Annotated in this window: 12 protein-coding genes; 5 read left to right on the top strand and 7 right to left on the bottom strand. The window is 64.1% G+C overall.

Translation table 11 applies throughout. The features are described 5' to 3' along the window. Positions 1–29 precede the first annotated feature (29 nt). Entirely contained in the window at positions 30–1,523 is a 1,494-nt protein-coding gene (locus P3T40_RS25930) for a cobyric acid synthase (RefSeq protein ID WP_429270608.1), read from the top strand. Positions 1,524–1,674: 151 nt separating this feature from the next. After that, positions 1,675–2,091: a DoxX family protein gene (locus P3T40_RS25925; RefSeq protein WP_429270556.1), complete on the top strand. Its 417-nt coding sequence runs from the start codon at positions 1,675–1,677 to the stop codon at positions 2,089–2,091. A gap of 164 nt (positions 2,092–2,255) precedes the next feature. On the opposite strand, the gene P3T40_RS25920 is transcribed toward P3T40_RS25925, so the two are convergent. Beyond that, positions 2,256–2,675 carry a PaaI family thioesterase gene (locus P3T40_RS25920; RefSeq protein ID WP_429270555.1) on the bottom strand — a complete coding sequence of 140 codons (420 nt, stop codon included), beginning with the start codon at positions 2,673–2,675 and terminating at the stop codon, positions 2,256–2,258. Positions 2,676–2,849: 174 nt separating this feature from the next. On the opposite strand from P3T40_RS25920, the gene P3T40_RS25915 reads away from it, so the two are divergent. Next, positions 2,850–3,485 (top strand): ParA family protein, encoded by a 636-nt coding sequence (locus tag P3T40_RS25915; protein ID WP_429270554.1) that lies wholly within the window; start codon positions 2,850–2,852, stop codon positions 3,483–3,485. A gap of 154 nt (positions 3,486–3,639) precedes the next feature. On the opposite strand, the gene panD is transcribed toward P3T40_RS25915, so the two are convergent. From panD to P3T40_RS25895, 4 genes are all read right to left on the bottom strand, one after another. Then, positions 3,640–4,026, bottom strand: a complete 387-nt coding sequence (gene panD / locus P3T40_RS25910; RefSeq protein ID WP_429270553.1) for an aspartate 1-decarboxylase — start codon at positions 4,024–4,026, stop codon at positions 3,640–3,642. Positions 4,027–4,086: 60 nt separating this feature from the next. Then, positions 4,087–4,920 (bottom strand): pantoate--beta-alanine ligase, encoded by an 834-nt coding sequence (gene panC / locus P3T40_RS25905; protein WP_429270552.1) that lies wholly within the window; start codon positions 4,918–4,920, stop codon positions 4,087–4,089. Between the two features lie 224 nt (positions 4,921–5,144). Further along, the gene (locus P3T40_RS25900; protein WP_429270551.1) at positions 5,145–6,017 is read right to left on the bottom strand and encodes a segregation and condensation protein A; all 873 of its coding nucleotides are present in this window, start codon (positions 6,015–6,017) and stop codon (positions 5,145–5,147) included. A gap of 2 nt (positions 6,018–6,019) precedes the next feature. Continuing rightward, on the bottom strand, positions 6,020–6,205 hold the full coding sequence (locus tag P3T40_RS25895; protein ID WP_429270550.1) for a DUF3460 family protein: 186 nt from the start codon (positions 6,203–6,205) through the stop codon (positions 6,020–6,022). A 437-nt stretch (positions 6,206–6,642) separates the two neighbouring features. Here P3T40_RS25895 and P3T40_RS25890 point away from each other — a divergent pair, with 437 nt between their 5' ends. Together P3T40_RS25890 and P3T40_RS25885 are read left to right on the top strand one after the other, a co-directional pair. Further along, a complete protein-coding gene (locus tag P3T40_RS25890; RefSeq protein WP_429270607.1) occupies positions 6,643–8,382 on the top strand; it encodes an autotransporter assembly complex protein TamA in 1,740 nt (579 codons plus the stop codon). Positions 8,383–8,436: 54 nt separating this feature from the next. Next, positions 8,437–12,615: a translocation/assembly module TamB domain-containing protein gene (locus P3T40_RS25885; protein WP_429270549.1), complete on the top strand. Its 4,179-nt coding sequence runs from the start codon at positions 8,437–8,439 to the stop codon at positions 12,613–12,615. 109 nt (positions 12,616–12,724) lie between these two features. Here P3T40_RS25885 and metG read toward each other — a convergent pair whose 3' ends face one another. Then, positions 12,725–14,875 (bottom strand): methionine--tRNA ligase, encoded by a 2,151-nt coding sequence (metG, locus tag P3T40_RS25880; protein ID WP_429270548.1) that lies wholly within the window; start codon positions 14,873–14,875, stop codon positions 12,725–12,727. Positions 14,876–15,282: 407 nt separating this feature from the next. Further along, entirely contained in the window at positions 15,283–15,933 is a 651-nt protein-coding gene (locus P3T40_RS25875; protein WP_429270547.1) for an OmpA family protein, read from the bottom strand. Between the last annotated feature and the right edge of the window lie 129 nt (positions 15,934–16,062).

The raw sequence follows: 16,062 nt of genomic DNA, 5'->3' as shown, positions 1-16,062 counted from the left end.
TCGTAAAGACTTCGAACTTGCCTGAGGGGATGCGCGTACCACGCGGCACGTTGATGATCCAAGGGACGACTTCCGATGCGGGCAAGAGCACGCTCGTCGCGGGCCTGTGCCGCCTCGCGCGTCGCGCCGGCGTACGGGTCGCGCCGTTCAAGCCGCAAAACATGGCGCTCAACAGCGCCGTGACGGTGGATGGCGGCGAGATCGGCCGCGCCCAGGCTTTGCAGGCGGTCGCGGCGGGCATTGCTGCGCACACGGATCTGAACCCCGTGCTGCTCAAGCCCACCAGCGATCGCGGCGCGCAAGTGATCATCCATGGCAAGGCGCGCATGGATCTCGATGCGCGCGCCTATCACGACTACAAACCCGTGGCCTTTGAAGCGGTGCTGGAGTCGTATGCGCGTCTGCAGGCCGGTTACGACACGATCTTCGTCGAAGGGGCCGGGAGTCCCGCGGAAATCAATCTGCGCGACCGCGATATCGCCAACATGGGCTTTGCGGAGGCGGTCGATTGTCCGGTCGTGCTGGTAGCGGATATTGATCGCGGTGGTGTCTTCGCCCACTTGACCGGGACACTCGCGTGCCTGTCGGAGAGTGAGCAGGCGCGTGTCTGCGGTTTCATCATCAACCGGTTTCGCGGCGATATCAGCCTGCTCAAGCCGGGTCTCGACTGGCTCGAAGCGCGGACCGGCAAGCCGGTGCTCGGCGTGGTGCCGTACCTGCATGGCCTCACGCTCGATGCCGAAGACATGCTGCCACGCGAACTGCGCGCCGCAGAGGCACAGGGCGCTGAAGAGCGGACGATCCTGCGCGTGATCGTGCCGGTGCTGCCGCATATCAGCAATCACACTGACTTCGACGCGTTGCGTGCGCATCCGCAGGTCGATTTTCACTACGTGCGCAGCGGGATGACGCCGCCCGCCGCCGATCTGATCATCCTGCCCGGCTCGAAGAATGTGCAGGGCGACCTCGCGTTTCTGCGCGCGCAGGGCTGGGATCAGGTGCTGCAACGCCATCTTCGCTACGGTGGCAAGGTCATCGGCGTTTGCGGCGGCATGCAGATGCTCGGACGTGCAGTGGCCGATCCGCATGGTGTCGAAGGGGCGCCGGGAAGCGTCGCGGGTCTCGGCTGGCTTGATTACTCGACCATTCTGACACGCGACAAGACACTGAAGAACGTGACGGGTCGCCTCACGCTGCCGGGTGCGGCAGATGTGGCCGGCTACGAAATTCACATGGGTGAGACCGAAGGCCCGGCGCTGGCTGCGCCGGCGTTGCGGTTGGCCACGCCGGAAGGCGGCGAGCGTCCGGATGGCGCGCGCTCGGAGGATGGGCAGATTCTCGCCACCTATGTGCACAGCCTGTTCGACACTCCGGGCGCGTGCGCCGCGTTGCTGGAATGGGCCGGCTTGAGCGACGCCGAGAGGATCGACTATCCGGCGCTGCGCGAAGCCTCACTTGATCGGCTGGCCGATACGCTGGCCGAGCATCTCGACGTGGCGCGGCTGTTTGCGGCGATCCGCTAATCCGCTTCCGCCGTACTGGGTGCGGCCGATTAATTCCTACTAGGAAATAATCAAAGCCCAAACGGCGGTTTTTCCCTCTCCACGGTTCGAATACAGTCCGGTCTATCGACGACGCGCGTGCGTCGTCCCACTCAACTGACAAGGACTCTTGATGAACTCGAACCGTTCCGCCGAGCTGGCCGCCACGATCCTGCGCCTCGCACTGGGCGTTTTGTACCTCGCCCACAGCCTGCAGAAGATTTTTGTTTTTACGCTGCCGGGGACGGCGCATTTCTTTGAGTCGCTCGGTTTGCCGGGCTGGCTCGGTTATGTGACGGCCTTTGTCGAACTGGCTGGCGGGATCGCACTGCTGCTCGGCGTGCAGGTTCGGTGGGTCGCGCTGGTGCTGCTGCCGTTCATGCTGGGCGCCATGTCGGCTCATCTGCACAACGGCTGGGGCTTCGCTTCGCCGAACGGCGGCTGGGAATATCCGGCTTTCTGGGCGGTGACGCTGGTGGTGCAGGCGCTGCTGGGCGGCGGCGTGGCGGCGTTGAGCGGAGTGAAGGCGCCGCGGGCGGTGGTGGCGTAAGGGTGAGCCACTGAGGTGATGGGTTGTAGAAACCCCTTCGGACGCGATCCGAAGGGGTTTCGTGCTTTCAGCATCGCGCATCTTTTACCAACTGGGTCGAACCCGCCGCTGTAGATTACACAGCAGCCGCTGTGCAATCTACAGCGCGAGATGACCTTATACGCTCACACCAACACCATCTGCGTACACCGGAACAGCGCAATCGTCTTGCCGTTCGGATCTAATACCGTGGCGTCCCACACCTGCGTCGTGCGCCCCAGATGAACGGCCTTGGCGACCGCGCGTATCGTGCCTTCGATGCAGGTGCCGAGAAAATTGCTCTTCAGCTCGATCGTAGTGAAACTACGAGCCGCCTCCGGCAGGTGCGCGATGCAGGCATATCCGCACGAAGTATCGGCCAGACCAATCACGGTGGCCGCATGCAGAAAGCCATTGGGCGCCAGCAGTTCCTTCCGCACGGTCAGCTCCGCGGTGAGCGAGCCCTCTTCCAGCGCGATGACACGCACTCCAAGCAGGTCGGGAAGGGTACCCCGCTGGCGTTCGTGAAGGCCGTCGATCGTGCAGCTCGCGCGCAGTTTGCTCATGATATTTTGCTCCTTTCTGTAACAATGACCCCTCAAGTTGCGTTTCAGGGGTTTCGGGCTGACTGAATTTGTCGATATTATCAACGGCTGGATCGACGGGGTCGACGTAACACCAGACTAGAAGCAGAAGCGGCAAACCGGCTGGCGGTGCCAGCCTTCTTCCCGGGAGTATTCATGACGGTAATCGTGGTGGCCAATCCTAAGGGCGGCGTGGGCAAGAGCACGCTGTCGACCAATCTGGCCGGCTATTTCGCTGCCGCTGGCGAGTGGGTAGCGCTGGCGGACCTGGACAAGCAGCATTCGGCGCATGCATGGCTCGAATTGCGGCCCGCCACGCTGCCGGCAATCGAAGTCTGGGAAGTGGACCCGGAGTCGCCCGCGAAGCCGCCCAAAGGGCTGGAACATGCTGTGATCGATACGCCGGCGGGGTTGCACGGCAACCGGCTCGGCATTGCACTGGATCTGGCGGACAAGGTGATTGTGCCGCTCCAGCCGTCGCTGTTCGATATTCTCGCCACCCAGGAATTTCTCGAGCGCCTCGCCAAGGAGAAGGCGGTGCGCAAAGGCGGGATCGAAATCGGCGTGGTGGGGATGCGGGTGGATGCCCGCACGCGCTCGGCCGAGCAGCTACACCGGTTCGTCGAGGGCCTGAAGCTGCCGGTGCTCGGTTTCCTGCGCGATACGCAGAACTACGTGCAACTGGCCGCTCACGGACTGACGCTATGGGACGTGGCGAAAAGCCGGGTCGAAAAGGATCTGGAGCAGTGGCAGCCGATCATCGAATGGCTGGAACGCAAGCCTAAGGCTTAAGCGGACCCCCCGGCAGGGCGGCAGGGCCGCTGGGCGCGAGGCGCCCCAAGTCACTTCGTGGCCGCAGGGCGCGAGGCTTCCATGTAACTTCGGGTTTGCCGCTTCGGAACGGCCATCTGGATGGCCGGCTCGCCAGGCGACTACGGCAGTCGCTTCAGGTCCAGCTTTGGGTCGGCACGTGATCGCGGCTGCCCTTGATCCTGTTCTTGTCGTCGACGAACACCAGATCCGGTTTCCAGCCCGCTTTGAGTTCAGCTTCGTCCACCGTCGCGAACGCCGCGATGATCACCAGGTCGCCCAGTTGCGCGCGCCGCGCCGCCGAACCGTTCAGCGAGATCATCCCGCTGCCGCGCTCGCCCTTGATCGCGTAGGTCGAAAAGCGCTCGCCGTTGTTGATGTTCCAGATGTCGATGCGTTCGTTCTCGACGATATTCGCGGCTTCCAGCAGATCTTCGTCAATCGCGCACGAGCCTTCGTAGTGCAGCTCGCAGTGCGTGACGGCGACGCGATGGATCTTCGATTTCAGCATGTGACGTTGCATGGCCGTTCTCTTGCCTTTCCTTATGGTCTTTGGGTGCGCCCCCGAGCGGGTCAGGCGGCGTCAGATTTCCAGGTTGTCGATGAGCCGCGTGGCGCCCAGCTTGGCCGCGGCGAGCACGACGAGCGGCGTCTCGGTGTCCTGCGCCGTGGGCGGCAGCAGGTCGACGCGCTTGCGCACGGCGATGTAGTCCGGTTGCCAGCCACGGGCGGCGAGGGCCGCCATGGCGTCGCGCTCGATGGCGGCGAAATCGCGGTTGCCGGCCAGCACGGCGTCGCGCACCCGGTTCAGCTCAGCGGCGAGTCGAGGCGCTTCGGCGCGCTCGGCCGCCTGCAGAAAGCGGTTGCGCGAGCTGAGCGCGAGGCCGTCGGTGTCGCGCACGGTTTCGGCGGCGACGATTTCGGTCGGCAACGCGAACTGGTGGCACATCTGGCGCACGATCATCAACTGCTGGTAATCCTTTTTGCCGAACACGGCGACGCGCGGCTGCACGCACGACATGAGCTTCATCACGACGGTACAGACGCCCTGGAAGAAGCCCGGCCGGAATTCGCCTTCGAGGATGTCGCCCAGATCGTGCGGCGGATGCACGCGGTATTGCTGCGGCTCCGGATACAGATCGCGCTCGGTCGGCGCAAACAGCACGTAGACGTTTTCTTTTTGCAGCTTCTCGATATCGGCTTCTAGCGTGCGCGGATATTTGTCGAAGTCCTCGTTCGGCCCAAATTGCAGCCGGTTGACGAAGATGCTCGCCACCACTGGGTCGCCGTGCTGGCGCGCAAGCCGCATCAGCGACAGATGGCCCTCGTGCAGATTGCCCATCGTCGGGACGAACGCAGTGCGGTTCTGGCCGCGCAACTGGTCGCGCAATTCATGGATCGAGCTGATGACTTTCATGATGGGACGGTTTTCCTCGCGCGGATGCGGGCTCCTGCCGGCACAAAAATGGTGCATTTTCATGCCTTGACGCCCGTGCCGGTGATGACAGGTTCGGAGCGCCGGATTGTAGTGGATTTGCGAGACGCGTGTAACGGGGGCATGCACCTGTTCCGCGCATCGAAACGAGGCGCGGCCCTGATGCAGCGTGTATCGGTCCAAGAGCAGTGATTCGGCCGGCTGTCTCAGGCCGGCAGGTAGGCGAGCCGCACGTAGATAGGCGCGAAGGGCTCGGCCTGGGTGATCTCGATCAGCGATTCGCGCGACAACTCCAGCATGGCGATGAAGTTCACCACCACGACCGGCACGCCGCGCGTCGTATCGAACAGATCCGAAAACTCCATAAAACGCGCGTTCTGCAGACGCCGCAAGATCACGCTCATGTGCTCGCGCACCGACAGTTCCTCGCGCGAGATCCGGTGATGCTGCACGAGCTTGGCGCGCTTGATCACGTCGGCCCAGGCGGCGCGCAAGTCCTCGCTGTTCACGTCCGGGAAACGCGGCGTGATGCTTTGCTCGATGTAGACGTCGGCGCGCAGGAAGTCGCGGCCCAGTTGCGGCAAATGGTCGATCCGCTGTGCCGCGAGCTTCATTTGCTCGTATTCGAGCAGGCGCCGCACGAGTTCGGCGCGCGGATCTTCGGCTTCCTCGCCGGTGTCCGCCTTCTTGACCGGCAGCAGCATGCGCGACTTGATCTCGATCAGCATCGCCGCCATCAGCAGGTATTCGGAGGCGAGTTCGAGATTGGTTTGCCGCAGTTGCTCGACGTAGCCGAGGTACTGCGTGGTGACATCCGCCATCGGGATGTCGAGCACGTTGAAGTTCTGCTTGCGGATCAGGTACAGCAACAGATCCAGCGGTCCTTCGAACGTTTCGAGGAAGACTTCGAGCGCGTCCGGCGGGATGTACAGATCCGTGGGCAGCTTGAAGAGCGGCTCGCCGTACAGGCGTGCGAACGCGATACCGTCGACGGTATCGGGCGTCGAGTCGGTCGCGGGCGCGGCGAGCGCAGCGTCGGGCTGCGCCTTCGCGGCGCGGGCCTCGTCGGCAGTGCTCACGCTTAGAAGTTCTGGTAGTACTGGTAGGCGGTCTGTTGCACGCGCGAGGCTTGCTGCTCGGCGCGCTCTTCAAGGTCGATCGGCTGTTTGTCCCACAGCAGCGAGCGGCCGCGGCGCTGTTCTGCCTCCAGAGTGGGCTTTTGTGCCTTCAGCTGATTCAGGAATTGCGTGATGTCCGATTGATACATGGCTCAACGTCCGTATGGGGAGATGGCGGCAGCCGTTGCGACTGTCGCTCGTGTCAATCGCAATTTTACAGCAAGCGCCGCCCGCGGTCGAAAACTCGCGGAACATCGCTCCTCACGCCGCGTCCAAGGCGGGCGCGCTGGGCCAAACGACCGGCGCCGGTGCGGGCGGACAGGGCATGCGCAGCGCATCGGGCGGCTCGCAATGAGGCCTCGGCGGGGCTCGTGCCGCCAATTTCGAGATGATCGCGAGGCGGCTCCGATGTGGTCAAATAGCGTGCTTCGGGCCGCCGCAGCGGCCGTCAAGCGGAATCATTCATCAACAACGGCCGCGGAGGTCCTGTTTGGCGGGTTGTGCGATCCAACCGTCGCGTGGGCGGCAGGGCAAACCGGATGGGCGGCAAGGGCGGCTCGCGCACGGCACACCCGGCGCCTCGCGGCTGCTGCGCGCCTGGCTGGTGTTCGGCCTCGTCTGGCTGGCGTTCGCCGGGGTTCCGGCGCGCGCGGCCTATAAGGTGGATATCGAGGCAACGCCCCGTGCCTTGCGCAAGCTGCTGGAGGAGCATCTGGATATCGCCCGCTTCGCAAAGCGCGACGATGTCAGCGACGACCAGTTCGGCTTTCTTGTCACCGCCACTCCGCAGCAGGTGCGCGACCTGACCGCGACCGCAGGCTATTTCTCGCCGGTCGTGCGCACCGACGTCCGCACGGTGGGCGGCAAGAAGCGCGTCACCGTGAGCGTGGACCCGGGTCCGCAAACCACCATTTCGTCCATTTCGCTGTCGTTCAACGGGCCGGTGCTGACCGAAGATCCGGCGCAGGAAAACGCCACCCGCTTCGCCTTTTCGCTGCACGAAGGGGACCCGTTCTCGCAGTCCGGCTGGGACGATGCTAAAAGTGCGGCGCTCAGGGCGCTGCAATCGCGTCGCTATGTGGCCGCTAAGATCACGCAGTCTCAGGCGCGTATCGACCCGCGCACGCACCAGGCGAAGCTGTCCGTCGCTTTCGACAGTGGTCCGACCTTCACGATGGGCAAGCTCGAGGTGACCGGCACCCAGCGCTATCCCCAGCAGATCGTCGAGAACGTGAATCCGATTTCCGTCGGCGCAATCTATGACGTGCAGCGGGTAGCCGAATTGCAGCGCCAGTTGCAGAACACGCCGTACTACGCGAGCGTCGCGATCGACGTCGGCAACGACCCCGCCAAGCCGCTCGAGACGCCGGTGCGGGTGAAGGTCAGCGAATATCCGTACAACAGCATCCGCGGCGGGGTGGGTTATGCCACGGATACCGGGCCGCAGGTGCAGGGCAATTACTCGTATCTGAACACTTTCGGCAAGGCCTACCCGTTCACAGTGGGTGGGCGGATCGACCAGATCGAGCAGTTCGGGCAGATCCAGCTTTCCATGCCGCCGGCCGAGCGCGGGTGGACCAACAGCGTGCTCGCGTCCTATGGCACCACCAACGTATCCGACACACGCATCTACAGTCTTCGCGGCGGCGTGCAAACCACCCGCACGTCGCAGTATCTCGACTACGGCTATTCGCTCCTCTACTACGACGACCGGCTCGACCAGAATGCGCCGGTGGGGCCGGAGATCGCCCACGCGCTCGTGCCCGCGTGGTCCTGGACGCGCCGCAATACCGACGACCCGCTGTTTCCGCGCTCCGGCAACCTGGTCCACGTCGAAGCGGGTTTCGCAGTCAAGGGTGTCGCGGCCGATCAGACCTTCGGACGCCTCTACGCGCGCGGCCAACAGTACTTCCCGATCGGCAAGTCCGACCTGGTGGTATTCCGGGCTGAACTGGGCGGTGTGTTCACGGCGGGTAGCTCGAGCGGCATTCCGGCCTCGCTTCTGTTCCGGGCCGGCGGCTCGAACTCGGTGCGCGGCTATAGCTACGAGGGCATCGGCAATAGCGTCGACGGCTCGGTGCTGCCGACCAAATACCTGATCACGGCGTCGAGCGAATACCAGCACTGGTTCACGCATGACTGGGGCGGCGCGGTGTTCTTTGACATCGGCACGGCCACTGACACATGGGGCGAGAAAGTGTTTTACCCCGGCGTGGGTTTTGGCGCGCGTTGGCGCAGTCCGGTGGGGCCGGTGAACGTCGACCTCGCATATGGGATTCGTAACAAGGATATTCGGCCTTACCTGACGCTGGGCATCGCCTTCTGATTTTCAGACCGTAGTGACTTTTGTTTTCAGCATCCTGATTCGCATGGCTCAAGTATGACGACGGATTCTTCCGCCATCCCTCCTCCGCAGACGCCCGGTGACGCAACGCCGGGCGGTTCTGACACGCCGCCGCCCGCGCGCCGCAAGCGCCGGCTGTGGAAGGCGCTCGCGTGGGCCATGGGCGTGCCGGTGCTGCTCGTGGCACTGGCGGCGGGAACGTTATATGGCGCGGTGGCGACTGAGCGCGGCACGGCTTACGCGTGGCAGGCCGCGGTCAAGCTGTTGGGCGGGCGCCTCACCGGCACGCTGGAAGGCGGGACGCTAGCCACGGGCCTGCGGCTGCAGCAGGTGGAGTGGCGCAGCCTCGACGGCAGCGGCACGGACATCAAGATCGATAAGATCGATGGGCGCTGGGCCGTGAGCGGGCGGCCGTGGCGTCTTGCAATCGACTACTTGCACGTGGGCACCATCGACGCGCGGATCGGCTCGTCCTCCTCCAGTAGCAGTGCGCCGATGAGCTTGCCGAAAGAGCTGCGTCTGCCGATGCAAATCGACATACGCGACGTGCGGGTCGATACGCTGCTATTGCATGAAGGCGGGTCGACGTCGGAGTATTCGCACTTCATTTTCCATGGACGCAGCGACGGGCGGCATCACGAAGCTGCGATCGATCAGCTCGACACGCCGTTTGGCTCGGTGACGGCGGCGGCGAAACTGGACGGTGTACGGCCGTTTCCGCTGACCGGCGAAATCGGCTATTCGGGCAAGGTCAACGAGGAGCCGGTGCAGGTAAGCGGTCGTCTGAGCGGCACGCTGGAGACGTTGGTGGCTGAACTGGACGCGAGCGGCATGAAGCTCGCGGGCCACGCGCGCGTCGAGGCGACGCCGTTTGCCGAGGTGCCGCTGCAGCGCGCGACGTTGACGTTCGATCACATTAACCCGCAGGCGTTTGCGCCAGGCGCGCCGCTGGCGGATCTGGCGGTGCGGGCGGAGTTGCAGCCGGTGACGGAGGCGGGCGAGGGTGGTGCAGCGGGTGCGAGCGGGGCGAGTGCGACAAGCGCCCCCGCGGCCAAGCCAGCCGCCGGCTTCGTTGTCGCCGGCCAGGTGTCGATCGTCAACGCGAAACCCGGCGCCATCGACGAGCATCTGCTGCCGCTGATCGAAGCGCATACCGACGTGCGGCTCGACGCGCATGCCCAGAGCATCTCGGACCTGAACGTGCGGCTCGTCAAGAACGCCACGGTAACCGGTGCGGGCACACTGACCGGCAAGCGTGGCCAGTTCGATCTGCACGTGGCCGGACTCGACCTGAACGCGCTTGAGGCGAGCGTGCGTCCGACGCAACTCTCCGGACCGATCGGCATTCGCCTGAACGACGACGTGCAGAGCATCACCCTCGATCTTGCCGATCCCAAAGCCGCTCTGCGCGCCCAGGGCAAAATCACCTTCGACCCGGCGCGCATGAGCTTCAGCGATGTGAGGATCACCTCAGGCCGCGGGCGGATCGATCTTTCGGGCGCCATCAAGCACGACGCCAGTTCCACATACAACCTGAAAGCACAACTGACCGATTTCGACCCGCTCGGACTGACTTCGCAGATGCGGTCGCGCTCGCCCGCAAGCGCCGCACCGAACAACGGCAAGGGCCGCAGCAGCCCGGCCAAAGCCACACCAGCAAAACGCCCGGCGCCTGCCGCAAAGTCGTCGCCGCCGCCCAAGATCCAGGCACGCGTCAACGGCACGATCACAGCGGCCGGCGTCCTCGGCCCCACGTTCACGACCAAGGCCGAAATCAAACTCGGCGAGAGCGTCTACGACGACCTGCCAATGACGGGTGGCGGCACGATCCAACTGGCGGGTTCGCGGATTCTGCCAAGCAAGCTCTCGCTGTCGGTGGCGGGCAATCAGGTTGATCTGCAAGGCAGCTTCGGCGCACCGGGCGACCGCCTGCGGTTTCGTGCGGATGCTCCGCAAATCGAGCGCCTCGGCTTCGGTCTGGCCGGCCAGGTCGCCGCCGACGGCGATGTGACCGGCTCGTTCGCGCATCCGAATGTCGTGCTGAACTACAAGGCCGATAGCGTCGTGTTCGGCGCGAACCGGCTCGGCCACGCAGAGGGCCACGCCGAGTTGCGCGACGGTGCGAACGGCGCGCTTGTCTTCACAACCGACGCTCGCGACCTGAGTACGAGCGGCGTCGAACTGTCGACGCTGAGCGCGCGCCTGAACGGCACACGCGCGCGTCATACGCTGGAGGCCCATGCGGTCGGCACGCTGTATCAGCGGCCGCTCGACCTGGCGCTGGCAGCCCACGGAGGCCTCTCCGACACGGCCGCAGGCACGCGCTGGGACGGCACGGTCACGCAGTTGCAAAACCGCGGCACGCCCGCGCTCAATCTCGAATCGCCGCTGACCATCAGCGCCGCGCCTCAACACGTGACCCTCGGTGCGACCCGGCTGACGCTGGAAGGTGCCGTGCTCGATCTGAAGTCGTTCGCGCTGGATCACGGACGCATCCAGTCGGCCGGCTCGTTGACGGGCGTGTCGGTGACGCGCCTGATGGCGATACAGCAGGAATTCACCGGCGAGCCGCCGCCGGTGAAAACCGATCTGGTGTTTGACGGCGACTGGGATTTCTCGCTCGGCAACACGGCGAGCGGCCACATCCAGTTGAAGCGCCGCGGCGGTGATGTGACCGTGGAAATTGGCAACGGTCTTGCATCGATGGGCATCACCGATCTGTCGGCGCGCGCCGACTTCAGCGCCGGCAATCGCCTGAACGCGACGGTGCATGCGCAGGCAAGCCGGATCGGCGTGATCGACGCCGACGCCCACACTACGCTGGCGATGAACAACGGCGTGCTTGGCGTCAATGACGAGGCGCCGCTCTCAGGCGACATCAACGCCAATGTGCCGTCGCTGAAGACCACCGGCGGCCTGCTCGGCCCCAGTTATTTGCTTGACGGCCATCTCGCGCTGAAACTGGCGCTCGGCGGCACGGTGGCCAAGCCAAGCGTGTCGGGATCGCTGCTGGGCGATGGCCTCTCGGCCACCATGGTCGATCAGGGCATCCAGTTGAAAGATGGGGTGATCCGCATTGCGTTGTCACAGAATCTGGTCGACTTCCAGCAGGTCGAGTTCCACGGCGCAACCGGGACGCTGCGCGCTACCGGGCGGGTGCGTCTCGACGGTTCGGAGCCCGATCTGACCGCGAGCATCGTCGCCGACAAGCTGGAACTGTTCGCGGCGCCAGACCGCAATCTGACGCTCTCGGGCAGCGCGACCGTGGCTAATGGCGGCCACCTGGGGGCAATGGACATCAACGGCAAATTCACCGTCGATCACGCGCTCTTCGACATGCCCGAGCAGGCTGCGCCCAAGCTGGGCGACGACGTGGTGATCGTGCGGCCCGACGGCACGGTGCCCGGCGAATTGAAGCCGGGCGTGATCGCCGGCAACAAACCGGCGAGCCGCTTCGCGCCGCATGCCAGCATCGAAATCAGTCTGGGTAACAACTTCCGTTTCCGCGGTCAGGGCGCAGACCTCGGCCTGACGGGCAAGATTACCGCGGTGAGCGCGCCGGACGTGCCGCTGCGCGCGGTGGGCGATGTGCGCGTGACGCAAGGCTCGACCTATACCGCGTTCGGCCGCAAGCTGAACATCGAAAACGGCTTCTTCACGTTCAACGGTCCGGTGACCAATCCCGGTATCAACATCCTGGCCATGCGGCGCAACCAACAGGTTGAGGCGGGTGTGCAGGTGACCGGCACCGTCGATGCGCCGGTCGCCAAGCTGATCTCGGAGCCGTCCGTGCCGGACAACGAAAAGCTGTCATGGCTGCTGTTTGGCCATGGCACCGACCAGGGCAACAACCTCGGTCAGCAAAGCGCAATGACGACCGCGCTGGCGTTGCTTGGCAACACGCAGGGCAAGCGGATTGCGCAGACCTTTGGGCTCGACGAGTTTTCGATCGGCACGAGCGATGTGGGGCTGACGGATCCGCAGGTGGTGATGGTGTCCAAGGCGATTAACCAGTGGCTGGTGCTCGGTTATGAGCAGGGCTTGCAGTCGGCGAGCAATGCCATCAAGGCAACGGTCAATCTGACGCGCTACTGGTCGGTGGTCGCGTATGGCGGCACCTTCCAGGGGGCGACCCTTTTCTACACCCGGCGCTTTGATAAGTGGCCGTGGTTTAGCAAGTCGACACAGACGCAGACGCAGACGCAGACGCAGTAGGCCGGTGGGTCGCCCTACGAGGCCCTGCGACGCTCAAAAGCAAAAAGCACGTCGACTGACGTGCTTTTTGCATTCCGGCGCAGCGCCGAGTGCCGCTAACGGAGGGGTTTTACTTCACCCGCATGCCCGGCTTCGCGCCGCTATGCGGTTCGAGGATGTAGAGGCCCGGTTCGGCCTTCTCATCCGTTGCGGACGCCGCCAGCACCATCCCTTCGGACAGGCCGAATTTCATCTTGCGCGGCGCCAGATTCGCCACCATCACCGTCAGCTTGCCGATCAGTTGCTCGGGTTGATACGCCGACTTGATACCGGAGAAGACGTTGCGGGTTTTTTCCTCGCCGACGTCGAGCGTCAGTTGCAGCAGCTTGTCCGAGCCTTCCACCGCACGGCAGTCGACGATCTTCGCAATGCGCAGGTCGATCTTCGCAAAATCGTCGATCGAGATGATGCCTGATCCATCGTCTTCAGCGCCGGCTTTGGCTGCCGGAGCATCCGCTTTCGCCTGCGCCTTGGCTTTGGTCTTTGCGTCCGCAGGTGCCGCCGCTTCGGTGGCTTGCAGCGAATCGCGGTTCGCGGCCAGCAGCGCTTCGATCTGCTTCGGGTCGACGCGCGTCATCAGATGCTTGTACGCGTTGATCGGATGCGCGGAGCTAAGCGGCACCGCGACGTCGGACCACTTGAGCGGTTCGATGCCGAGGAACCCTTCCACGGCCTCTGCGAGCTTCGGCAGCACCGGTTTCAGAGCAAGCGACAGCAGGCGGAACGCCTCGACGCTGACGCTGCAGGTTTCGTGCAGGGCGACGGCATTGACCGGGTCTTTCGCCTGATCCCACGGCTTGGCGGTGTCGACGTAGGCGTTGACCGCGTCGGCCAGTTCCATGGTCTGGCGCAGAGCGCGGTTGTATTCGCGGGCTTCGTAGTTTGCTGCGATCTGCGGGATCGCCGTGCGCAGTGTGCCGAGCAGCGGATGCTGCATCGCGCTGTCCTGCACGCGCCCGTCGAAACGCTTGATCAGGAAGCCCGCCGCACGACTCGCGATGTTCACGTACTTGCCGACCAGATCGCTGTTCACGCGCGCCTGGAAGTCGTCGAGGTTCAGGTCGAGGTCTTCCATCGTGCTGTTGAGCTTGGCCGCGAAGTAGTAGCGCAGCCACTCCGGGTTCAGGCCGGTGTCGATCACGCTTTGCGCGGTAATGAAGGTGCCGCGCGACTTCGACATCTTCGCGCCGTCCACCGTCAGGAAGCCGTGCGCGAACACGTTGGTCGGCGTGCGATGACCCGAGAATTCGAGCATGGCCGGCCAGAACAGCGTGTGGAAGTACAGGATGTCTTTGCCGATGAAGTGGTACTGCTCGGCAGTCGAGCCCTTGCGGATCCACGCATCGAAATCGATACCGCGCTTTTCGGCGAGGTTCTTGAAGCTCGCATAATAGCCAACCGGCGCATCCAGCCACACGTAGAAGTACTTGCCCGGCGCGCCCGGAATCTCGAAGCCGAAGTACGGCGCATCGCGCGAAATATCCCAGTCGGCGAGCTTGGCTTCACCGGCGTCGCCGAGCCATTCGCGCATCTTGTTGGTGGCTTCGGGCTGCGCCAGACCGCCGACCCAGCCGCGCAGGAAATTCTCACAACGTGGGTCCGACAGGCGGAAGAAGTAGTGCGTCGAAGTCTTGCGGATCGGCGTGGCGCCTGACACTACCGAGTACGGGTTGATCAGCTCGGTGGGTTGGTAGGTCGAACCGCACACTTCGCAGTTGTCGCCATACTGGTCTTTCGCGCCGCATTTCGGGCACTCGCCCTTGATGAAGCGGTCCGGCAGGAACATTTCCTTGACCGGGTCATACGCCTGTTCAATATTGCGTGCGTCGATCAGACCCGCGTCCTTGAGCGACGTATAAACGGACTCGCTGAGAACCCGGTTTTCTTCGGAGTCGGTTGAATAGTAATTGTCGAAGGAAATGCCGAAGCTGTCGAAATCGCGCTTGTGTTCTTGCCAGACGCGGTCGATCAACTGCTTCGGCGTGATGCCTTCCTTTTCCGCCCGCAGCATGATCGGCGTGCCGTGCGTGTCGTCGGCGCCGACGTAGTAGACCTCATGCCCGTGCATTCGCAGCGCGCGGACCCAGATGTCCGTCTGGATATATTCGACCAGGTGGCCAATATGGATTTGCCCATTCGCATACGGAAGGGCCGACGTGACGAGGATCTGGCGACGGCCGGACGGCGCGCCTGCGGGGAGACCGGTTGCGGGTGCTGACATAGGGTGTGTGCGGGCTTGCGGAGAGACGAAACTTCGATTCTAGCAGGGCGGCTGCGGCGAGCGGCTTGGGCGTGCCTCGCGTGCGTGGGGGGAGCAAGGCCCCACGGGCGTTGGCGCGCTGAACCGGCACCAAAAAAAACCGGGGCTATGGGCCCCGGAGCAACAACGACAAGAGGAGAATGGTGCCGCAGCGGCATAGCCAGCCACGTACCGTAAAGAGAGACAGCGGATTTTCCGGAGAGTTCGAAATTTTTTTCGATTCGTTGACGGAAAACCTGCGGCTGCCTCCCGGGCGGTTTTTACCGGCCGGGATGATCCACCCCGGCCGCTCTATACCGTCCGCCTACGTGACCCGCCCTGCGTGGCCCGCCCCGCGCGGCCCGACCATTCCCCAGCTTGCCTAGCCGTTACTGAGCGTGCTGAGCGGTCGCACGCAGGTAGATTTCCACGCGACGGTTCGCGGCGCGGCCGGCTTCCGTGTTGTTGTCGGCAACCGGATTGTTCTGGCCCATGCCTTGTGCAGACAGGCGCTGCGGATTGATGCCGCGCTGGCCGAGGTAGCCGGTCACGCTTTCTGCGCGGTTAACCGACAGCGTCTGGTTGTACGCCGGCGAGCCCGTGCTGTCCGTGTAGCCCACGACTTGCGCGATGATTTCCGGATTCTGGGTCAGCGTCTGCGACAGCTGATCGAGCACCGGTGCGAACGACGGCTTGATCGCGTAGCTGTTCGTGTCGAACGTGACCGAGCTCGGGATGTTCAGCTTGAGCGAACCGTCCGGCTGCTCGGTGATCTGCGTGCCGGTGCCCTTGGTGGCGCCCGACAGCTTGTTGTGGATGGCTTGCCAGTTGTAGCCGGTGACGCCGCCCACCGCCGCGCCGACGCCGGCGCCGATTGCCGCGCCCTTGCCGCCGCCGAAGATCGCGCCAAGTGCAGCGCCCGTGCCCGCACCCACGCCCGTACCGACGGCCGTGTTGGTGCCTTGCTGGGTTGCGCAGCCTGCGAGCAGCGAACCGGCTACGGCGAATACTGCGAAGCGAGTCATGACTTTTGCGTTCATTTTGAATCCTCTTGATTATTAAAGCGGGTCGACCTTAAACGAGACCGCGTGAAAACCGCACTGCAACTGCGCGATGCCCCGCGCAATCATCTTGCATGGGACCGGAGTAAGTGCTAAAGCACTAACTCC

Source organism: Paraburkholderia sp. EB58, assembly GCF_050436665.1.
Lineage (GTDB): Bacteria > Pseudomonadota > Gammaproteobacteria > Burkholderiales > Burkholderiaceae > Paraburkholderia.
This window is presented reverse-complemented; position numbering and strand designations above follow the sequence as displayed.